General features: G+C 62.0%; 22 protein-coding genes and 1 tRNA gene. 12 read left to right on the plus strand and 11 right to left on the minus strand.

The window, feature by feature from the left end; all coding sequences use genetic code 11:
- From FGM15_08360 to FGM15_08375, 4 genes are all read right to left on the minus strand, one after another.
- Nucleotides 1-1815: DNA topoisomerase 4 subunit A (locus FGM15_08360; GenBank protein MBU3665869.1), on the minus strand; the 1815-nt coding region annotated here is incomplete at its 3' end.
- A 235-nt stretch (nt 1816-2050) separates the two neighbouring features.
- Entirely contained in the window at nt 2051-2725 is a 675-nt protein-coding gene (locus FGM15_08365) for a hypothetical protein (protein ID MBU3665870.1), read from the minus strand.
- The gene (ribD, locus tag FGM15_08370; GenBank protein MBU3665871.1) at nt 2722-3849 is read right to left on the minus strand and encodes a bifunctional diaminohydroxyphosphoribosylaminopyrimidine deaminase/5-amino-6-(5-phosphoribosylamino)uracil reductase RibD; all 1128 of its coding nucleotides are present in this window, start codon (nt 3847-3849) and stop codon (nt 2722-2724) included. Before ribD ends, FGM15_08365 begins: the two co-directional genes overlap by 4 nt.
- Before the next feature lie 57 nt (nt 3850-3906).
- Nucleotides 3907-3978 (minus strand) — tRNA-His (locus FGM15_08375).
- Between the two features lie 99 nt (nt 3979-4077).
- On the opposite strand from FGM15_08375, the gene FGM15_08380 reads away from it, so the two are divergent.
- Together FGM15_08380 and FGM15_08385 are read left to right on the plus strand one after the other, a co-directional pair.
- A complete protein-coding gene (locus FGM15_08380) occupies nt 4078-4611 on the plus strand; it encodes a hypothetical protein (protein MBU3665872.1) in 534 nt (177 codons plus the stop codon).
- A gap of 5 nt (nt 4612-4616) precedes the next feature.
- On the plus strand, nt 4617-6032 hold the full coding sequence (locus tag FGM15_08385) for a nucleoside kinase (GenBank protein MBU3665873.1): 1416 nt from the start codon (nt 4617-4619) through the stop codon (nt 6030-6032).
- A gap of 6 nt (nt 6033-6038) precedes the next feature.
- Here FGM15_08385 and FGM15_08390 read toward each other — a convergent pair whose 3' ends face one another.
- Genes FGM15_08390 through rpiA form a run of 4 tightly spaced genes read right to left on the minus strand, consistent with a single transcriptional unit; the run spans nt 6039 to nt 8287 of the window.
- On the minus strand, nt 6039-6377 hold the full coding sequence (locus tag FGM15_08390) for a histidine triad nucleotide-binding protein (protein MBU3665874.1): 339 nt from the start codon (nt 6375-6377) through the stop codon (nt 6039-6041).
- Complete coding sequence (locus FGM15_08395; GenBank protein ID MBU3665875.1) at nt 6374-6934, minus strand: hypothetical protein; 561 nt, start codon at nt 6932-6934, stop codon at nt 6374-6376. Before FGM15_08395 ends, FGM15_08390 begins: the two co-directional genes overlap by 4 nt.
- A 44-nt stretch (nt 6935-6978) precedes the next feature.
- Nucleotides 6979-7506, minus strand: a complete 528-nt coding sequence (gene nrdR, locus FGM15_08400) for a transcriptional repressor NrdR (GenBank protein MBU3665876.1) — start codon at nt 7504-7506, stop codon at nt 6979-6981.
- A gap of 49 nt (nt 7507-7555) precedes the next feature.
- Nucleotides 7556-8287 carry a ribose-5-phosphate isomerase RpiA gene (gene rpiA, locus FGM15_08405; GenBank protein ID MBU3665877.1) on the minus strand — a complete coding sequence of 244 codons (732 nt, stop codon included), beginning with the start codon at nt 8285-8287 and terminating at the stop codon, nt 7556-7558.
- A gap of 121 nt (nt 8288-8408) precedes the next feature.
- Between rpiA and FGM15_08410 the strand changes: the two genes are divergently transcribed.
- The 6 genes from FGM15_08410 to FGM15_08435 are packed head-to-tail and all read left to right on the plus strand — an operon-like array spanning nt 8409 to nt 12438.
- On the plus strand, nt 8409-8888 hold the full coding sequence (locus tag FGM15_08410) for a transcriptional repressor (GenBank protein MBU3665878.1): 480 nt from the start codon (nt 8409-8411) through the stop codon (nt 8886-8888).
- Between the two features lie 3 nt (nt 8889-8891).
- Nucleotides 8892-10265, plus strand: a complete 1374-nt coding sequence (argH, locus tag FGM15_08415) for an argininosuccinate lyase (GenBank protein MBU3665879.1) — start codon at nt 8892-8894, stop codon at nt 10263-10265.
- Nucleotides 10262-10822 carry an NUDIX hydrolase gene (locus FGM15_08420; protein ID MBU3665880.1) on the plus strand — a complete coding sequence of 187 codons (561 nt, stop codon included), beginning with the start codon at nt 10262-10264 and terminating at the stop codon, nt 10820-10822. Before argH ends, FGM15_08420 begins: the two co-directional genes overlap by 4 nt.
- Complete coding sequence (gene tatC / locus FGM15_08425) at nt 10819-11610, plus strand: twin-arginine translocase subunit TatC (GenBank protein MBU3665881.1); 792 nt, start codon at nt 10819-10821, stop codon at nt 11608-11610. Before FGM15_08420 ends, tatC begins: the two co-directional genes overlap by 4 nt.
- Nucleotides 11607-12188, plus strand: coding sequence for a nucleoside phosphorylase (locus FGM15_08430; GenBank protein MBU3665882.1), 582 nt, complete (start codon nt 11607-11609; stop codon nt 12186-12188). The genes tatC and FGM15_08430 overlap by 4 nt, the downstream gene beginning before the upstream one ends.
- Before the next feature lie 34 nt (nt 12189-12222).
- Nucleotides 12223-12438, plus strand: a complete 216-nt coding sequence (locus FGM15_08435; protein MBU3665883.1) for a hypothetical protein — start codon at nt 12223-12225, stop codon at nt 12436-12438.
- A 76-nt stretch (nt 12439-12514) separates the two neighbouring features.
- Here the strand turns inward: FGM15_08435 and FGM15_08440 are convergent, their stop codons facing one another.
- From FGM15_08440 to FGM15_08450, 3 genes are all read right to left on the minus strand, one after another.
- The gene (locus tag FGM15_08440; GenBank protein MBU3665884.1) at nt 12515-12931 is read right to left on the minus strand and encodes a 50S ribosomal protein L17; all 417 of its coding nucleotides are present in this window, start codon (nt 12929-12931) and stop codon (nt 12515-12517) included.
- A gap of 3 nt (nt 12932-12934) precedes the next feature.
- Entirely contained in the window at nt 12935-13978 is a 1044-nt protein-coding gene (locus FGM15_08445) for a DNA-directed RNA polymerase subunit alpha (GenBank protein ID MBU3665885.1), read from the minus strand.
- A gap of 141 nt (nt 13979-14119) precedes the next feature.
- On the minus strand, nt 14120-14728 hold the full coding sequence (locus FGM15_08450) for a hypothetical protein (protein ID MBU3665886.1): 609 nt from the start codon (nt 14726-14728) through the stop codon (nt 14120-14122).
- Between the two features lie 5 nt (nt 14729-14733).
- Here FGM15_08450 and ruvA point away from each other — a divergent pair, with 5 nt between their 5' ends.
- The 4 genes from ruvA to FGM15_08470 are packed head-to-tail and all read left to right on the plus strand — an operon-like array spanning nt 14734 to nt 19014.
- Nucleotides 14734-15336: a Holliday junction branch migration protein RuvA gene (ruvA, locus tag FGM15_08455; protein ID MBU3665887.1), complete on the plus strand. Its 603-nt coding sequence runs from the start codon at nt 14734-14736 to the stop codon at nt 15334-15336.
- A complete protein-coding gene (locus tag FGM15_08460; GenBank protein MBU3665888.1) occupies nt 15333-16631 on the plus strand; it encodes a hypothetical protein in 1299 nt (432 codons plus the stop codon). Before ruvA ends, FGM15_08460 begins: the two co-directional genes overlap by 4 nt.
- Nucleotides 16632-16675: 44 nt before the next feature.
- Complete coding sequence (locus tag FGM15_08465) at nt 16676-18022, plus strand: TolC family protein (protein ID MBU3665889.1); 1347 nt, start codon at nt 16676-16678, stop codon at nt 18020-18022.
- Nucleotides 18019-19014 (plus strand): HlyD family efflux transporter periplasmic adaptor subunit, encoded by a 996-nt coding sequence (locus FGM15_08470; protein MBU3665890.1) that lies wholly within the window; start codon nt 18019-18021, stop codon nt 19012-19014. Before FGM15_08465 ends, FGM15_08470 begins: the two co-directional genes overlap by 4 nt.
- Nucleotides 19015-19024 lie beyond the last annotated feature (10 nt).

The raw sequence follows: 19024 nt of genomic DNA on the forward strand, positions 1-19024 counted from the left end.
TTTGAACTCGAGCAAGTTGGCGATGTAGCGTCCTTTGGCCGCACGGCCCATCTCCGGAATATTGTAGGCTTTCTCCACGTAGCATCGGCCCTTTTTGGTGAAGAACACGAGGTAATCGTGCGTGCTGGCGGTGAAGAGGTGTTCGACGAAATCGTCTTCCTCGTTCTCGGTCGTGGCCTCGCGGGTCTGCATGCCGATGACGCCTTTGCCGCCGCGTTTCTGGGCGCGGTAGTTGCTGACCGCGGTGCGTTTGATGAACCCGCGGTGGGTCACGGTGATGATGCAGCCTTCGTTGGTGATGAGGTCTTCGATGTTGATCTCGCCTTCGTCGGGGACGATGTCGGTGAGGCGGGGGCCGGCGTATTTGGTCTTAATCTCGCGCAGCTCGGTCTTGATGATGTCGAGGACGCGCTCCTCGCGGGCGAGGATGTCCATGAGGTCCTCGATGGTGGAGAGCAGTTCTTTGTATTCTCCGAGGACCTTGTCGCTTTCCAGTCCGGTCAGTTGGTAGAGGCGGAGTTCGAGGATGTCGTCGACCTGCTGTTCGCTGAGGAGGTATTCGCCGTCGGTCAGGCGCACTTCGCTGCGGATTTTGACCCCGAATTTCTCGACCTGCTTGCGGGTGAATTCGAAGGCGAGGAGTTTGACTTTGGCTTCTTCGCGGTTTTTCGATCCGCGGATGATGCGGATGAATTCGTCGAGGTTGGCCAAGGCGATGAGGAAAGCCTCGAGTTTCTCGGCGCGGACTTCGGCTTCGCCGAGGAGGTGGGACGTGCGGCGGAGGACGACTTCGCGGCGGTGCTCGATGTAGCAGAAGATGGCTTCTTTAAGCGAAAGGAGCTTCGGCTTCCCGTGGTCGATGGCCAGCATCGTGATGGGGAAGGAGGATTCGAGCGCGGTGTGCTTGTAGAGGTTGTTGATGACAACCTTCGGGTTGGCGTCGCGTTTGAGTTCGACCACGACGCGCGTTTTTTCGTCCGACTCGTCGCGGATGGCGCTGATGTCGGTGATCGTCTTCTGGTTGACCAGATCGGCGATGCGCTCGACGAGGGTGGCGCGGTTGACGTTGTAGGGGATCTCGGTGATGACGATCTGCTCGCGGTTGCCCTTGAGTTCCTCCACTCCGGCTTTGCCGCGGACTTTGACCGAACCGCGGCCGGTTTCGAGGTATTGGCGGATGCCGCCGACGCCGCAAAGTTGGCAGCCCGTCGGGAAGTCCGGGCCTTTGACGTGCTTCATCAGGCCGTCGAGCGTGATGTCGGGCTTGTCGATCTGCGCGCAGATGGCGTCGATGACCTCGCCGAGATTGTGCGGCGGCATGTTGGTGGCCATGCCGACGGCGATGCCGGTGCCGCCGTTGACAAGGAGATTCGGGAACGCGGCAGGAAAGACGACCGGTTCGGTCAGGCGCTCGTCATAGTTCGGGACAAAATCGACGGTGGACTTGTCCATGTCGGCCATGAGAGCCGTGCCCAGATGGGTGAGGCGCGCCTCGGTGTAACGCATGGCGGCCGGCGGATCGCCTTCCACCGAGCCGAAGTTTCCCTGGCCATCGACGAGCGTCTCGCGCATGGCCCAGTCCTGCGCCATGTGCACGAGTGTGGGGTAGATGACCGCTTCGCCGTGCGGATGGTAGTTGCCGCTGGTGTCACCGCAAATTTTTGCGCACTTGATGTGCTGCCGCCCGGGAAACAAGCGCAGGTCGTGCATCGCGTAGAGGATGCGGCGCTGGGCGGGCTTGAGTCCGTCGCGCGCATCAGGCAAGGCGCGGGAGATGATGACGGACATGGAGTAATCGAGGAAGGAGCGTGACATCTCCTCCGCGACATCGATGGGTTCGACTTTTTCGTTCTGCGTATACACGGGTTGAAACGGCGTTGAATAGAGAACCGGACGTGGTCCGGTGAAGCGGAAAGGATTGTGTTCGTTGGGAGCGCTTTACTCCAGCGCAAAGGAGGCTGTCGTTGCGGTTTTTTGACGTTGCATTCGGACAAAGAAAAACGGCGCCGGATTTCTCCGGCGCCGTTTGTGAATCGAATCAGACGTTCAATTAGAACGCGAAGCGGACGCCATAACGCCACTGCATCTGATTGTTAGCGAGGCCGCTAACATTCGAGAAGAGATAGCGCAGGTCGCTGAACAGACCGATGTTTTCGGTCACGCGATATTCCAGACCGCCGCCGACATGGCCGAAGCCTTGACCGGACATACGATAGCGCTGACCGGTGGTGCCACTCAAAGTGCCACTAGTATATCCAGCACTGTTAGGAACATTGCCGTATTGCGCACCGCCACCGACCAAGAGGTAGGGAGCGAGGTTCCACGAGCAGATCGGGTAACGCAGAATGAGGTTACCAGTGGTCTGCCAGCGGGTGTAGCCGTAGTTGCCGATGTCAGTGCTACCGGTTCCAGCTGAGTTACGCCCGAAGACGCTCTGTTCGATGCCCAAGCCGACATACTTCATGAAGAAGTAGTTCACGCCGAGGCCACCACCCCAAGCCGGACGGCCCGAGAGCTGACGGCTGGTCGTGTTGGGAATGAAGAAGTTGCCGGAGTTACCTTTGTAGAAATCTCCCAGACCGAAAAGGTCGAGTTGGATTTCTTGGTCGCGGAAGAGGCAAGGCTCTTCGACGGCAACCACTTCTTTGGAGGCGGTGGCAGTGCCCGCGAACGCCGAGGTAGCGGCGACAGCGGCCATGACACCTGTGATGATGTATTTTTTCATGATGGTTTTAGGTTTGTTTGCGTTACGGAATTGTTCCGTGACGCCAAAGTAGTGCAAACGTTCAAAACCCGGCAAGGATTTTTTTCACAAAACGGGAAATTCTTCGCACTTTGTTTTCGCTGTTTTTGCACGATTCCTCGAACTTTCAGGCATTGGCCGATTTTTTCCCAGTGAGCACTCACAATCTGCGGGACTTTGGCCGGGCGGGAACCCACGGCGGGGATCGGTCCTCCAGCCAGCAAGGGCGCGATATAAAAAGTCACTTCATCGGCCAGACTTTCTTTGAATAGCTGCCCCAAGGTGTGTCCGCCGCCTTCGACCAAGACCGATTGAATGCCGCGCTTGGCAAGATCACGAAGGACGCCTTTTAGCGTCTGGTTCGTGGCAACGATCGTTTTGTGGCGCCAGCGATCTTTGAACACTTTGCTTTTGGCTGGCGGTCTTCCACGCGGCGCCCAAATCACGCGCCAAGGCTGCGCAGCACCGCGGATGCCGCGCACGGTCAATGCTGGATCATCGGTCCGCACAGTATTGGCGCCGACCAGCATGGCATCGACCCGGGCGCGGAGTTTCATGGCGTCCGCCCGCGCGGCCTTGGAAGTTATCCACTGACTTTCGCCCGGCGGGCGGCTGAGGCGCCCGTCGAGCGACATTCCGCATTTGGCAACGACCCACGGTCGTCCGGTGGACATGAAATGGTTGAACTCCGGGTTCAGTGCCGCGCATTCCTTATCCAACACGCCGGATGTGAGCGCCAAACCCGCCTTTCGAAGAATGCGCAATCCGCGTCCGCGGTGTTTCGGATTCGGGTCGATGGCTCCTGCCACAACGCGTGCAACGCCGGCGGCGATCAGCGCCTCGGTGCACGGTCCGGTGCGCCCGCGGGTCGAGCACGGTTCGAGAGTCACATACAGCGTTGCTCCCAGCGCGGCGCGCGAATTTTTCAGAGAGCGCAGCGCTTCGATCTCCGCATGTGGTGCTCCCGCGCGCCGGTGCCATCCGCGTCCGATGATGCGTCCGTCCTTGACGATCACGCATCCCACGGCGGGGTTCGGGCGCGTGTGTCCGTGACCCTTGCACGCAAGCCGGATCGCCTCGCGCATGAATTTTTCGTCGCGGGTCATGGTCAGGTTAATCTATGCAAACCATGTTTTCGACGCCGAGCGCGGTATGATGGAACGGGTGGCCGACGGGACTCGAACCCGCAACAACCGGAATCACAATCCGGGGCTCTGCCATTGAGCTACGGCCACCATTATCGGGGTGGGAATTCTTAAGCAGCGCGGCGCGTGGTGTCAAACGCGCCCGCGCCGCAGTTGCGCTGCGCGGCGGGAAGGTGTAGCCAAGCGTGTATGCGCCTGCTTGCGCTTTTGTTGCCGCTGCTTCTGCTCTGCGGTTGCGCGCGTCTGAGCGACACGGAGATTTATTACACGCCGGTGGCGGGTCCGGTTTACCCGCCCCTGGACAAGAAAGCGCCGGTGCCCGTGCTGTCCGAGCCGCCTTCGTGGCCGCACCGGGTGATCGGTCGCTTCGCAACGGTGTCGGACCAGGGCTATCCGTTCCTTTACCGTGCGTTGCTTTACAATGCTCGGCGCGCGGGCGCGGATGCCGTGATCCTGCGCAAGCTGGCCTTCGACACACGCCAGAACTTCAACTACATCCCGGCGCACTGGGAGAACATCCCGCAGACCAACATTTTCTACCAGACGGTGCAAAACAGTCAGGGCCAGTGGGTGACGGTGCCTCAGGTTTACACCACGTTTGTCCCTGTTTTCCGGCCCGAGCAAACAGTCGTGACCGACGTGCAATGGACGGAGATTGCGGCCGAAATGATCGTGCGCAAGGGCAAAGCGCCCCTGGCCATCGCGCCGGTGGACAGCCGTTAGCCGCCATGGAAGAGACGCATCTCCGCAAGCAGAGGCAGACGGTCAAACTCGGGCTGATCAAGGCGGTGTCGGATCTGTTTCCCGACTATCGTTTGAAGACGGCCTATTCGATCCAGGAGGGCGTGTATTGCAATCTCGTCGGATCGACGCTGTCCGAGCGCGAGGTGCGGCGCATCGAAGAGCATCTCGATGCGTGGGTGGCGTCCGACCGTCCCGTGCATTTTCTGCGCCATGAGGACGGCTATTACCATTATGACGTGGACGGCTTGCTGGTCCGCGCTCTTTACCCCGCGGAAAACCGTTCCTCGCTTGTCGAGCCGTTCAACATCATCCCTTTTTCCTCCGGCTTCATCGTGGACTTCGGCGACGTGAAGTGCAGCGGCGACACGCCTTTGATCCCGCCGGAGAAGTTGGCGGAATCCTACGAAAAGACCCAGCGGTGGCTGCGCAACATCAACATCGAGCTGGTGGCCGATGTGAACGAATTCATGGACTCCGGCCGGAGCCACGAAATCCTCGGCATCTCGGAGGCTTTGCAGGAAAAAGAGATTTCCGACATCGCGGACATGATTTTGCAACAGCGCCGCGCCCTGCGTGTGCTGCTCATTTCCGGTCCCTCGTCGTCCGGCAAAACAAGTTTTGCCCAGCGACTGGCCACGCAGCTCAAGGTCAACGGTCTGCGTCCGGTCCCGCTCTCGCTCGACGACTACTTTCTCGACCGCGAGCAGACGCCGCGCGATGCGTCGGGGCGGCCCGATTTCGAGAGTCTCGGGGCGCTCGACTTGCACCTGCTTCAGGATCATGTCGCGCGGCTTGTGGAGGGTGAAGAGGTTGCGGCCCCGCGATTCGATTTCCATTGCGGTTGCCGCATCGCCGAAACGCGCCCCATGCGCCTCGGGCGCGGGGAGATCCTGGTGATCGAGGGTATCCACGCTCTCAATCCGCAACTTCTTCCAGGTCTCGAGCGCAACGTCTGCTGGAAAATCTACATCAACGCCCTTTTCGAGTTGAACCTCGACCTGATGAACCGCATTCCCACTACCGAGGTGCGGCTTATCCGGCGTCTTGTGCGCGGCGACCTGTTCCGCGGGACGCATCCGGAGAAGACCATCGACCAATGGTCGAGCGTCCGGCGCGGCGAATACCTCCATGTGTTCAAATACCAGGAGGAGGCGGACGCGATGTTCAACTCGAGCATGCTTTACGAGATGAATGCGTTGCGTCCGTTTGCCGAGAAGTCCCTTTGCAAAATCCCCGACCGCAGCACTCATGTGGCGACCCGCGACCGCCTGCTCAACCTGCTGGGATTTTTCCGTCCGATGCCGTCGGACAAAGTGCCGTGGAATTCGATCCTTCGCGAATTCATCGGGGGAAGTGTCTATTTCGACCCTGCCAACGGCGGCCACAAGCTGCCGCACTGAAGAAACTCAGCCCGGAGGCCAGTCCATGGGGCGTCCGCCCAGCAGATGAATGTGCAGGTGGGGGACGCTTTCGCCCGCGTCCGGGCCGTTGTTCATGACAAGCCGGTAGCCGCTTTTGTCGAGCCCCAACTCCACGGCGATTTCGCGGGCGGCAAGAAGGAGTTTTCCGAGCAATGGTCCGTCGGAATCGCGCGCCGCGCCGATGCGCGGGATGGCGCGTTGGGGGATGATAAGAACGTGCACCGGGGCCTGGGGATTGATGTCGTGGAATGCGAGGACATCGTCGTCGTTGCGGACGATATTCGCGGGGATTTCCCCCGCGGCGATGCGTTCGAAGATGGTCATGTGAGTTCCAGATCGAGCGTGCGGCGGCGCCCGAGGCGGGCGGCTTGACCGCGCACGTGGGCGACGATCTCGTTGCGCAGTTGCGCGCAGTCCTTGCGCCATGCGCGGGCGCGGCGCAGGCGTTTCACGCATGCGGCGAGATCGCAGAATTCAACCCGCGCCGTGCGGGTGGCGAGAATTCGGTGAAGTGTGCGGTCGAGTTCGCGGAAGAACGCGAGTTCGTATCCCGTGCCCGCCGTTTCGGCCAGCGCCGCCAGCGAGATGCGGACGGGCGGTTCCGGAAGGCGGAACCCGCGGGCCACATCCGGGTAGCCGATGACTTGCAGCACGCTTGAGACGAGGGTGTGGAGGCATTGGCTGGCGATGACATTCTCATCGAACTCGCGCTCGAGGTAGCTGGTGACGCTTTCCGCCACGTGGGGTGCGAGCCACCAGCGGTCGTAGCCGGCCGCGCCCGCGGCGTCGGCGACCGCGCGCTCGAGCCAGTGGCGCTCGAACCGCACGGCGCGGCTGTCGGAAAGGCGGACCAGCGGCAAGTTGTCGGCGAGGGCGATCAAGAGAAGTTGAGGTATGAGAGTTGAGAGAAAAGTTGAAAGAGAGATCAGGCGGGGACGGCTGATTCTTTCGCGACTTTGGACGGGACGTTGAAAAGCTCGGGTTGGTCGGGGCGGCGCGGGCTGCGCTTTTTCATCTGCTCGACTTCATCGACAAATTCGCCGGCCTCCTGGAACTGCCGGTAGATCGAGGCGTAGCGCACGTAGGCCACGGGATCGACCGCCTGCAATTTTTCCATGGCCCTCAGGCCGATGAGGCGGCTGGGCACTTCGCGTCCTGTTTCCGCGCCGAGTTCGGTGACGATTTCGTCCACCAGGCGCTCGAGAGTTTCCAGTTTGATCGGGCGCTTTTCGCAGGCTTTCGAGAGGCTGCTGAGCAATTTGTAACGGTGGAAAGGCTCGATCCGCCCGTTGCGCTTGAGCACGCGGAGTTCGATCTGCTCTATGGCCTCGTAGGTCGTGTAGCGGGTGCGGCAGGCGACACACTGGCGACGGCGGCGGATCCGCTCGCCTTCCTGGATGACTCGCGAGTCGATGACGCGATCGCGCAGGTCTCCACATCGGGGGCAACGCATAGTGTTGTCGTAAGAACTAACATGGTTGATACCACAAGGGATTGTGGCGTCAATTGCCGATCTGGCAGATTTTTCCCGTCTCCGGATCCCGCTGCAAGTGTCTCAGGCCGTCGGCTCCCGCGACGATCAAGTCGTCGGTCATGCCGAGAAAGAGCCCGTGGTCCACAACGCCGGCCCGATTGCACAATTCGGCCCCGAGTTCCTCGGGATTTTCGATGGGGCCGAAGTCGCAGTCGTAGATGAAGTTGCCCTCGTCTGTCTTGAAAGGCTGTCCGTCTTTTCCGAGGCGCAGGACGGGATTGCCTCCGAGGGCGGCGAGAAATTCCTTTTGGCTGCCGCGTCCGAAAGGAATCACCTCGACGGGAAGGTGGTGGATTGTTCCAAGGCGCGGGGACAGCTTCGATTCGTCGACCACGATGATCTGCCTCTTCGTGGCCTGCGCGACGACCTTCTCGTGCAGCAATGCGCCGCCGCCGCCCTTGATCACGTTGAGTTCCGGATCCACCTCGTCGGCACCGTCGATCGTCAGGTCGATGAAAGCCGGTCCTTCGTCATCGACGAGCGGCAGTCCGGCCTCGGCCGCGGCACGGGCGACCTCGTGCGAAGTGGCGAATGTGCGCAGTCCGGGCAATTCGCCGGCGCCATAACGGCGGGCGATCTCGCGCACCGCGTGGATCGCCGTCGAGCCGGTGCCGAGTCCGACGAGCATTCCCGGTTCGACAAAATCCACGGCACGCACGGCGGCGGCGCGTTTGAGGGCATCACGGTCTGGCTTGGACATCGGCGCATTGTGCCATGTCCCGTCGCGGACGGGAGAATTTTCGCCTGCGATCCGCCGGTCTTGACCTCCCTTGGAGCCGCGCGGAGTATCGGCCATCGGCGCGAAAGCGCGCAACGTTCCCATGGAAGAAGTCCTGCGCAACCAGATCCGCGAGTTTCTCGCAAGCAAGGGGCTGCGCAAGACCACGCAGCGCGACGCGATCATCGAAGCGGCCTTCAGCACCGACAAACACTATACGGCCGACGAACTGCTCGACATGGCGCGCGGGGTCGACCCCACCGTGAGTCGCGCCACGGTTTACCGCACGCTTCCCATTCTCGTGGAAAGCGGTCTTTTGCGCGAATTGGACCTGGCCCAGGGCCGCAAAGTTTACGACCCGAATTTTGTCGATCACCCGCATCACAACCACCTCATTTGCCTCGACTGCCATGCGATCCTGGAGTTCGAGGATCTCAACATGGAGCTTCTGGAAAACTGCATGGCCAAGCGCATGGGGTTCACCCCGGCCAACAAGCAGGTGCGCATCGAGGCGCGCTGCGACGAACTGCGGCTGAGCGGCATCTGCCACAAGCGGCGCGACGGAGTGGCGGGGGCTGTCTGAATTATGTGGCACGGCAGATTTTCCAAGGATCCTTCGGAGCGGTTGCGCGCCTTCGGCGAGTCGGTGTCTTTCGACAAACGTTTGGCGCTTCATGACATCGCGGGATCCAAAGCGCACGCGGCGGCGCTGCAACGGGCGGGGTTGATCGGCGCAGAAGAGTTGGCGGCGATGCGGTCCGGGCTCGACCAAATCGCTGACGAGATCCGCGCCGGCAATTTTGTTTGGCGCGAGGAACTCGAGGATGTCCACATGAACATCGAGTCGGCGCTCACGGCAAAAATCGGGGCGCCCGGAGCCAAGCTGCACACCGCGCGTTCCCGCAACGACCAAGTCGCGACCGACCTGCGCCTGTGGCTCCGCGATGAGACGGCTTCACTCGTCGATGCGGTGCGGGACTTGCAGCGCTCTTTGACCGGTCTCGCCGCCAAAGCGGCGGATGCAATTATGCCGGGCTACACGCATTTGCAGCGGGCCCAGCCCGTGCCGGCCGCCCATCATCTCCTGGCTTACGTGGAAATGCTCGAACGCGATGCGGGCCGCCTGCTCGATGCGTCGCGCCGCGCCAATGTGCTGCCGCTGGGTTCCGGCGCCATCGCGGGTTCGACCATCGTGCTCGACCGCGCGAAGGTTGCCGAGGAACTCGGTTTCGACGGCGTGACGCAGAACAGCATGGATGCCGTGTCCGACCGCGATTTCGCCTGCGAATACCTTTCCGCCTGCGCGATCTGCGGGATGCACCTGTCGCGCCTTTGCGAGGACGTCATCCTCTGGGCCTCCTCCGAATTCGGGTTCATCCGCCTGAGCGATGCGCACACCACGGGCTCGAGTTTGATGCCGCAGAAAAAGAATCCCGACATCGCGGAGCTTGCGCGCGGCAAGACGGGACGGCTCTACGGCAATCTTGTTTCGCTGCTCACAACGCTCAAGGGTCTGCCGCTGGCTTACAACCGCGACATGCAGGAAGACAAAGAGCCGGTGTTCGACTCGGCGGACACGCTGGGTGCATCGCTGGCGATCCTTGCCGAGATGTTCTCCGCCGCGGAATGGGATACCGATCGCATGCGCGCCGCTGCGGATGACCCATTGCTTGTGGCAACCGACTGGGCGGATTACCTGGTGCGCAAGGGAATGCCTTTCCGCGAGGCGCACGAGGTGGTTGGAAAATTGGTGGCGCTCGCCGCCGGACGCGGCGTGACGCTGCGCGAGTTGAAAGATGCCGACCTCGCCGCGGCCAGCAAGCTGTTCGGTCCCGATGCCAAGAATTGCCTCGATGCCGTGCGATCACTTGCGGCACGCACGGCCGAGGGTGCCCCTTCGCCCGCAAATGTGGCGAAGCGTCTGGACTGGTGGCGCAAGCATCTGTCGTCCGGAAAATGAGCGCCGGTTGGGAAGTCATCGGCGAAGACGTCCTTCTCGACACGCCGCATCTGCGGGTGACGAGGGAAACGGTGCGCACCCCGGCGAACCCTGCGGGAAGGGAGTGGACGAAAGTCACGCGCCGGGTGGGAGTGACGGTGGCGCCGAGGCTGGCGGACGGCGCGTTCATCCTGATCCGCGAGGAGCGGGTGCCGGCGCGCCGCGAGTTCTGGCAATTTCCGGCGGGCCAGGTGGAGCAGGAGCCGACGCGGCACGCGGTCGAGCAGGCGGCGCGGCGCGAACTGCTCGAGGAAGCGGGTTGCACGGTGACCGGATGCCTCGAATATCTCGGGAAATTTTTCACTTCGCCCGGCTTCACCGACGAACATGCACACCAATTCCTCGCGACCGAGGTCCGCTGGGATCGCGCAGCGGCAGTGCATGACGGCGAGGAGGAAATTCTCGAGGTGAAGGCGTTCTCCGCCGAGGATTTGCGCGAAATGATCACGCACGGGGTGATAGAAGACGCCAACACGCTGGCGCTTTACGCGCGCCTGGCGGCGGGGAGGTGGCTGTGAGCCTCGGGAAGTTCCTGCGTTACCGCGAGCTTCGCGATTCGCCCAAGCCCTTCCTCGAGCACCTCGAGGATCTGCGGACCATGGTGATCCGGATGGCCGTGGTGGTTTTTGTCGCCATGGGAGCGGCCTTCTTTTTCCGATCGGCCATCGCGCGTTTCGTGCAGGCTCCGCTGCTTGCGGTCGATCCCTCGCGCGCTGACAACTTGCAGTCGCTGGGCGTGGCCGACTCCATGACGATCTCGCTGCAACTCTCCTTTTATGCCGGTCTGGTTTTCTCTTTTCCGGTGCTGCTTTATTTTCTCGCGGAGTTTGTGATGCCTGCGCTGAGCCCGCGCGAGCGGCGCGTGGTGATGGTGGCGGCGCTGATCGGCTTCGGTCTGTTTCTTGCCGGCGCGGCGTTTGCTTTCTTCGGCGTCCTTCCGGGAACGTTGGAATTCTTTTTCCGCGATGCGCAATCGATGAATTGGCGGCCGACATGGACGGTCGGCGAGTATTACAGCTTCGTCACGCAGTTCACCCTGGGGTTCGGCCTGGCGTTCGAATTGCCGGTGGTGGTGCTTGCGCTGGTGAAGATGGGGCTTCTCGGGCACGCGCAGATGCGGGCGACGCGACCTTACGCCGTGGTCGTGATCTTCCTGCTGGCCGCTGTCATAACGCCCACCACCGATGTTTTCACCCTTTTGCTCATGGGCGGACCGATGGTGCTCCTCTACGAGGCGTGCATCTGGATCGCCAAGCGCATGGAACCCAAGGAACCGCCGGCCGATCTCTCCGGCGATGCAGCATGAGACTCCACCGTTCCATCTCGCTGGAGAAGCCTCTGCTGGTCGTCGCGCTCGAAGAGGAGGCGCAGCACCTCCACGTCTCCGGTCTGCCGGTTCTCGTGACCGGCGTTGGGAAGATCTGCGCGGCGCATGCCTTGGCTGCGGTGCTCGCGCGCAAGCGCCCTTCCCGTGTGATCAACGTCGGAACGGCCGGCGCCCTGCATGAAGGGCTTTCGGGCACGCAGGTGGTCGGGCGCGTTTTGCAGCACGACTTCGATGATGACGGAATCGCCGCGCTGACGGGGGAGCATTTCGGGGAACCGATCGATCTCGAGGGCGATGGCCCGACCTTGGGTTCCGGGGATGTCTTTGTCTCGGGCGGGGACGCGCGCGGGCGACTTGTTGCGCGGGGCATCGACCTGGTTGACATGGAGGGCTATGCCGTGGCCCGGGTGGCACGCGAGTTCGGACTGCCCGTCACGATCGTCAAAGAAATCAGCGATCGCGCCGGCGAGGGTGCGGACAAGACTTGGAAGCAATCCCTGGACGATTGCGCCGAGCGGTTGGGTGCCTGGCTGAGGCGCGAAATTCCGGGTGCTTGACGCCGTGTGCCATTGCAGGGGAGCTTGAGGCGACATGAATATCGACGCCTACACCAAGATTGTTCTCACCGTGATTGCCGGATGCCTGCTGTGGATCGTGGCGAGGGACATCGTCATCCTGCCGCCCGCGCACGCACAGGCCACCGCGACCGTGACGGATATCAACATCGCGCAAATCGGCGGAGCCCCCGTCACCGCGCCGGTCGATAGCAGGACAGTGGCCACCTTGCCGGTCCGCGTTCTCGACTGAGTTGCCCCCGCTGCAAAAAAAAGCGCCGCCGGGTCGGAACCGCGGCGGCGCGTGAATGATCTTTGGCTTTGTCCTCTTACTCGGACTTCTTGGCCTTGGTTTTCTTGGGTTCCGTTTCGGCTTCGGTTTCCACGCTTGCTGTGTCCACCCACTCGAGGACAGCCATGGGAGCGCTGTCGCTCTTGCGCGGTCCGAGCTTGATGATGCGCGTGTAGCCTCCGGCGCGTGACGCAGAGCGCGGAGCGATCTCCTCGAAGAGCGCTTTTACCGCGGCATCCTGGTTCAGGTAGGCGGCGGCTGTGCGGCGCGCATGGATTGTTCCCTTTTTGCCGAGAGTGACCATTTTTTCCGCCAAGGGCCGCGCGGCCTTGGCCTTGGCCAAGGTCGTGCGGATGCGTTGGTGGATGATCAGGCTGCAGACCTGGTTGGCGAGCAGCGCGTCGCGGTGGGCTTGGGAGCGCCCGAGTTTGACGGTCTTTTTCCGGTGCCTCATGGCTTACTTTTTCTTTTTGGTTTCTTTCTCCTCATCCTCGGCTTCCGGCTCGGCGGCGGTGATTTCGATGAGGCCGGGCTCGAACTTCATGCCGAGACCGAGACCGAGTTCCTCGAGCTTGTCCTTGATCTCGTTGAGCGACTTCTTGCCGAAGTTGCGGTATTTGAGCATTTCGGCCTCCGACTTCAGCGCGAGCTGGCCGACGGTGGTGATGTTCGCGTTGTTCAGGCAGTTGGCCGCGCGCACGCTCAGCTCGATCTCGTTGACCGACATGTTGAGAAGTTTGCGCAGTTTGGCGTTTTCCTGGCTGACGGCTTCCGGCGTCTGGTCGAACTCCACCTGCGAGTCGTCGTGGCCGACGAACACATCAAGGTGGTGGCGAAGGATCGCCGCGGACTGGAGGAGAGCCTCGTCGGGAGTGATGCGTCCGTCCGTCCAAATCTCGAGCACGAGCTTGTCATAGTCGGTGCGCTGGCCGACGCGCGTGGCCTCGACCGCGTATTTCACGCGGGTGACGGGCGAGAAGATCGAGTCGATCGCGATCACGCCGATGGCCTGGTCGGCCGTCTTGTTCTCGTCGCCGGTGGCAAAACCGCGGCCCTTGCGCACGTTCATCTCGGCGGAGAACTTCATTTTCTTGTCGAGGGTGGCGATGTGCTGCTTCGGGTTGAGGACTTCGCACTGGGCGGTGGACTCGATGTCCTTGGCGGTGACTTCGCCCTCCTTGTTCACGTTGAGCACGACGCGGTGGGAGTCATGATCGTGCGTGTTGAATTTGACCTTCTTGAGGTTGAGGATGATTTCGACGACGTCCTCGACCACTCCGGGAATGGTCTGGAACTCGTGGTTCACCCCCTCGATCTGGATCGAGGTGATGGCGGCGCCTTCGAGTGAGGAGAGAAGCACGCGGCGGAGCGAGTTGCCGACCGTGTGGCCGTAGCCGGCCTCGAAGGGTTCAGCGATGAATTTCGCGTAGGTGTCCGTGGAAGTCTTCTCGTCCTTCACGAGCGACTTGGGCATTTCAAAACGTCCGAGACGAATGGGCATGGTATTGAATCTGATCTTCGCCGGGTTTCCCTTGGCGCGTTTGACTCCGCCAGCGAGGCGGCGGAACCCAAGGACCAACGGCGCGGTTTTTGTCGCGCAATCGGTAATATGTCGGCGAGCCCGCGCACCGACAAGAGAAATCTACTCGTCCGTGAGAACTCCTTCCGCCCGGATGCCGTCGCGGGTGGCGCGGAATACCTCGCGACTGACGGGATGCACGGCCATGTGGTGCTTTTCCAGAAGCATGGCTGCTTCGGCTGCGGGGATGCCGCCCGCGAGGCGCGGATAGAGGGCGATGGTCGTGCGGTCCGGGACAACGACGTAAAAGCCGTCGCCCAAAATGGGCTCGAACCGGCGGTAAAAAGCGGGCGTCATTGGCAGGGCCATTGTCAGTGTTCCGTCACCCGTGATCAAAATGCGTTTCACCACGCGTTTTTTATCGCGGAGGAATTCGATGTTTGCCCCCGAAAGCCAGTCGTCGCCCTGCTCGCGTGCGGTTTCGCGGGCGCGGCGCCAGGCGCCGCGGGTGGTCGCGTATTCGAGTCCGCCGTAATCGATCTCGCGGGCTGCGGCGATGATGGCTGTTTCCGAGCCGGGAATCCTTTCGTGTTGGGCCGGGCGTTCGAACGATGGAACGAGCATCAAACGCCACCCCGGGTCGGGCGGCCCCTCGGCGCGGGCAAGCGAAGCAGCGGTGCATATCGCAAGAAAAGCGCGCTTGCCGTAATGGCGCGGTCTGTTAGCGATCATTTTCAGTGATTACTTATCTCGAGGGAGTTTTGCGCGAGGTCCTTCCGACCCAAGTGGTCATCGAGGTCCGCGGAGTAGGCTACGAGGTTTTTATCCCGCTCTCCAGCTACGATCGGCTCCCGCCGCCCGGCCAATCGGTGCGCCTGCTCACGCATCTGCAGGTTCGCGAGGACGCTCACATTCTTTTCGGCTTCGCGTCGTCCGAGGAGCGGGATCTCTTCCGCCTGCTCGTCACCCGGGTCAGCGGAGTCGGGCCGAAGCTGGCTTTGGCCGTCTTGAGCGGGATGGACGTCATGCGCTTCAAGGCTGCGGTGGTCGATGCTGATATCGCTTCGATCGCCAAGATCAGCGGGCTGGGAAAGAAGACCGCCGAGCGGATAGTTCTCGAGTTGAAAGACAAACTCGGTGTGGCTGCGGCGTGGGAGGCGGCCGGCGCGGACAAGGCCCCGTCCGCCGAGGCGCGCGCGGCCAACGATGCTGTCCTGGCGCTCATCGCTCTCGGCTACAAGCAGGTCGATGCCGCCAAGGCCGTGCGGGAGGTGGCGTTGAAAAACAAGGACGCGGGGGCCGAAGATCTCGTGCGCTTGGCGCTCAAGTCGTTGGTGTGAGCGCGAACGCGACGGAACCCGAGCGCGTCGCACGCGCGCAACGCATACGCGCGGCCATGCCGCACGGCGGACTTTTTGCCGGCAAGGAATGGCGTGTCGCTCCCGAACCGCTCCTCCTTCCTCCGGAACTGGGCGAGGATCTGGCGAAACTGGGTTTCCGCCTGCGCAAGTTCACGGAGGCTTGCAACTTGCTCTACAGACTCAGCGTGTCGGGAAAACGTCCCGCGTGGATCGCGGAGCTTCTCGACCGCGGCAAGCCGCGGGAGTTGGTCGAGTTGGCGCGCTCCAAGGCCATCGCCGAGGACGTGCCGCGCGTCCTGCGTCCGGATGTGATCCTTGCCGAAGGCGGATTCACGATCACGGAGTTGGACAATGTTCCCGGCGGGATAGGCCTCACCTCGTGGCTCAACGGGACTTATGCAGACGAAGGTTTCCACGTGCTGGGCGGGAAAGGTATGGACGAGGGGTTCCGTGCCCTCATCGAGGCCGGCGACATCGTCCTTTCCGAAGAGGCCGCCGATTACCGTCCGGAGATGGAATGGATGGCCGGGCGCATCGGTGCGCGGGTTGTCGATGCGCACCGGTTGCCGGACGACTTGCGTGCAAACGTTTACCGGTTCTTCGAGCTTTTCGATTTGCCGAACATCCCGGGATCGGCCGACTTGCTGCGCGAGGTGGCCGACGGGAAGCGGAGCATGACTCCACCGCCGAAGCCGTGGATCGAAGAGAAGCTTTGGTTTGCGCTCTTTTGGTTGCGCCCGCTCGCCGATTTTTGGCGGCGCGAACTGGGCGAAAAACATTTTCTCGCGCTTCAAAAAGTCATCCCGCGCACGTGGCTGATGGATCCGCATCCGTTGCCGCCCACCGGGGTTTACCCGGGCTTGGACATCCAAAGTTGGGACGAGTTGAAGAGATTCAGCCAACGCGAGCGCGAACTGGTGCTGAAAATCAGCGGTTTCAGCGAGTTGGCGTGGGGCTCTCGCAGTGTGCGTGTCGGGCAGGATCTCTCCCAAGAAGATTGGGCCCGCTCGATTGACGAGGCGCTCGCCGATTGGGAGAAACACCCGTGGATCCTCCAGAAGTTCCACCATTCGCGCGTTTTCGAGATCGATTACGTCGAAGGTGGTGAAATATATCGCATGAAAGGTCGCGTGAGATTGTGCCCCTATTATTTTTGCGGGGACCGCGAGACCAAACTCGGCGGAGTGCTTGCGACGGTCTGCCCGGCTGACAAAAAGCTTCTGCATGGCATGCGCGATGCGGTCCTCGCGCCGGTCGTGATCGGAGAGTCCTGATCGGTGCTGGCAACGTCGCAATCCGGAGGCAAAATGCCGCGAGGATGAACAACCGTTGCGCGTGGACATCCCGGTTTTATGTCGCCGTGCCACCGGCGGCCGCGGTCGCGCTGTTTTTCCTGGCGCCTTTCGCTCGCGGCGAGGTGGTCACCTGGGCAGAATGCGTGCGTGAAGCCGCGATGAACAATCCCGGCATTGCGGCGGCGGTGCAGGAAATCGGGAGATCCGATGCCGTGCGCAAGGGAGCCTACAGCACGTTCATACCGCGCCTGACTGTCTCGGGAGGAATGAGCCGCGCGAAAGCGGAAGAGATCGTATCGACGTCGGGCGGTTCCACGGAGGTGGTCGGTTCGACCTTCGGCGAGTCGGGTTTCTGGTCGAATTACGCGGACAGCTACACCGCCCAGGTCGAACTGCAGCAGACTGTGTTCGACGGGTTTGCCACGCGCGGCAACGTCGCCAAGGCGCGCGCGGAAACGTCCGTTGCCGTGGCCAAGCTGCTCACGCAGAAAGCAGGGGCGAGTTACGAGTTGAAAAGCGCGTTTGCGCAGCTCCTTTATGCCCAGGAGCTGATGAAAATTCTCGCCGACATCATCGACCAGCGCGAAAGGAACCTGCGGATGGTCGAGCTGAAATACGAAAACGGGAGGGAGAACAAAGGTGCGCTGCTTTTGAGCAAGGCCCAGTTGAGCCAGGCTCGTCTCGATCTCACGCAAGCGGGCCGCCTCCTGCGGGTGTCGCGCATCCAGCTCGCCACGGTCATGGGCCGATCGTCTTTCGGCGATTTCGAGGCGAAGGGAAAACTCGCGACCTCGGTGCCCGTGAAAGATCCGGACTACCGCAAGCTGGCTTTGCGCACGCCCGCGAGTTTCCAGCAGGCGGCGGTCGCGGACGCGGCCAAGGCGGGTATCACCGTGGCGCAAAGCGACTTTTACCCGCAGATCGCCGCCTTCGCCAATATCAGCAGCCAAGGCGCGACCGGTTTCGAAGCGCCGGAAGGTTGGGCGGTCGGTTTGAGCGGAACCTGGGCCGTCTTCGACGGCACGAAAACCTACTTCAACGTGCGTGCCGCGCGTTCCGCCCACGAAGTTTCGCTCTCCACCCTGCGCCAGACCCTCGATGAAACGATCCGGGCCTTGGCCGAGAACTACCGGACCTATGTCAATGCCGTGGACCAAATCGCGGTGGGTGCGGAGCTTTACGCGGCCTCGTTGCTGCGTGCGCAGATCGCCGAGGCGCAATACCGCAACGGCCTCGTTTCCTTCCAGGATTTCGACACCATAACAAACGACAAAATCAACCGCCAAAAGCAGGATCTGTTGAACCGCCGCGATGCCGTGCTGGCCGAGGCCGCGTGGGAGCAGTCGCTGGGGGCGGGGGCCATTCCATGAAAAAAACCACTTACCTCATACTTTTTGCGGCGGCCGTGTTGTTCCTTTGGTCGTGGCAATGCAAACGCGGCAAGGCGATCTCCGCCGAGGCTGACCGTGACAACACCGAGACGGTCGCCGTGCAGCGAGGTGACGTTGTAACCGAGGTGACGTCGAGCGCGATGATCACGCCGGAGAACAGGCTCGACATCAAGCCGCCCATCGCCGGCCGCGCCGAATCGGTGCTCGTGGATATCGGGCAGGAGGTGAAGCGCGGCCAGCCTCTCGCCATGATGAGTTCATCCGAGCGTGCGGCGCTGTTGGATGCGGCGCGGGCCAAAGGGCCGAAGGAGGTCGCCTTTTGGGAGGATGTTTACAAGGCCGCGCCGCTCGTCGCGCCCCTCGACGGTGTGATTATTTCCCGCACGCTCGTGCCCGGCCAAGTGGTCTCAACCACCGACGTCGCGTTCATCATGTCCGACCGCCTTATTGCCAAGGCCAGTTTGGACGAGACGGACTTGGCCAAAGTTTACATGGGTCAGCCGGCGACGGTGACGCTCGACAGCTACCCCGATGACAAGATCGCCGGCGAGGTGTCGAAAATCGCCTACAACAGCACGACGACCAACAACGTCACCACTTATCCCGTGGACGTCAGTATGCAAAAAATACCCGACTTCGCGCGCAGCGGGATGACGGCGAACGTGGGATTTGTTCTCGAGGGCAAAACGAATGTGCTGGTGCTGCCGGCGGATGCGGTCGGCGAGGACGGCACCGTGCAGCTTGCGCCGCAGGAAGCCGGGGCTGATCCGGTCGTGCGGAAAGTTGTGACCGGTTTGTCGGACGGAAAAAACATCGAGATCAAGGAGGGGCTGATCGAGGGCCAGCGCGTGATGCGGAAAGCCTACCAGCTCCCCGAGCAGAAAAAGACCGAGGGCTTTTCGCTCCTGCCCCGGCCCAAGCGGGTCACCGGCACCAACGCACAGGGCCGCGGTGGTCCGCCGTCACCGTGACACGGTCGCC

It is taken from the genome of Chthoniobacterales bacterium, from assembly GCA_018883245.1.
Taxonomy (GTDB): Bacteria; Verrucomicrobiota; Verrucomicrobiia; order Chthoniobacterales; family JACTMZ01; genus JACTMZ01.

Bases quoted from the DNA above. Each gene is read 5' to 3' on its own strand.
- FGM15_08440 (MBU3665884.1), bottom strand. From the start codon at position 12,931: ATGAGGCACCGGAAAAAGACCGTCAAACTCGGGCGCTCCCAAGCCCAC.
- nrdR (MBU3665876.1), bottom strand. From the start codon at position 7,506: ATGCGTTGCCCCCGATGTGGAGACCTGCGCGATCGCGTCATCGACTCG.
- FGM15_08465 (MBU3665889.1), top strand. From the start codon at position 16,676: ATGAACAACCGTTGCGCGTGGACATCCCGGTTTTATGTCGCCGTGCCA.
- FGM15_08450 (MBU3665886.1), bottom strand. From the start codon at position 14,728: ATGATCGCTAACAGACCGCGCCATTACGGCAAGCGCGCTTTTCTTGCG.
- FGM15_08410 (MBU3665878.1), top strand. From the start codon at position 8,409: ATGGAAGAAGTCCTGCGCAACCAGATCCGCGAGTTTCTCGCAAGCAAG.
- FGM15_08380 (MBU3665872.1), top strand. From the start codon at position 4,078: ATGCGCCTGCTTGCGCTTTTGTTGCCGCTGCTTCTGCTCTGCGGTTGC.
- FGM15_08470 (MBU3665890.1), top strand. From the start codon at position 18,019: ATGAAAAAAACCACTTACCTCATACTTTTTGCGGCGGCCGTGTTGTTC.
- ribD (MBU3665871.1), bottom strand. From the start codon at position 3,849: ATGACCCGCGACGAAAAATTCATGCGCGAGGCGATCCGGCTTGCGTGC.
- FGM15_08365 (MBU3665870.1), bottom strand. From the start codon at position 2,725: ATGAAAAAATACATCATCACAGGTGTCATGGCCGCTGTCGCCGCTACC.
- FGM15_08420 (MBU3665880.1), top strand. From the start codon at position 10,262: ATGAGCGCCGGTTGGGAAGTCATCGGCGAAGACGTCCTTCTCGACACG.
- rpiA (MBU3665877.1), bottom strand. From the start codon at position 8,287: ATGTCCAAGCCAGACCGTGATGCCCTCAAACGCGCCGCCGCCGTGCGT.
- FGM15_08385 (MBU3665873.1), top strand. From the start codon at position 4,617: ATGGAAGAGACGCATCTCCGCAAGCAGAGGCAGACGGTCAAACTCGGG.
- argH (MBU3665879.1), top strand. From the start codon at position 8,892: ATGTGGCACGGCAGATTTTCCAAGGATCCTTCGGAGCGGTTGCGCGCC.
- FGM15_08430 (MBU3665882.1), top strand. From the start codon at position 11,607: ATGAGACTCCACCGTTCCATCTCGCTGGAGAAGCCTCTGCTGGTCGTC.
- FGM15_08390 (MBU3665874.1), bottom strand. From the start codon at position 6,377: ATGACCATCTTCGAACGCATCGCCGCGGGGGAAATCCCCGCGAATATC.
- FGM15_08445 (MBU3665885.1), bottom strand. From the start codon at position 13,978: ATGCCCATTCGTCTCGGACGTTTTGAAATGCCCAAGTCGCTCGTGAAG.
- FGM15_08435 (MBU3665883.1), top strand. From the start codon at position 12,223: ATGAATATCGACGCCTACACCAAGATTGTTCTCACCGTGATTGCCGGA.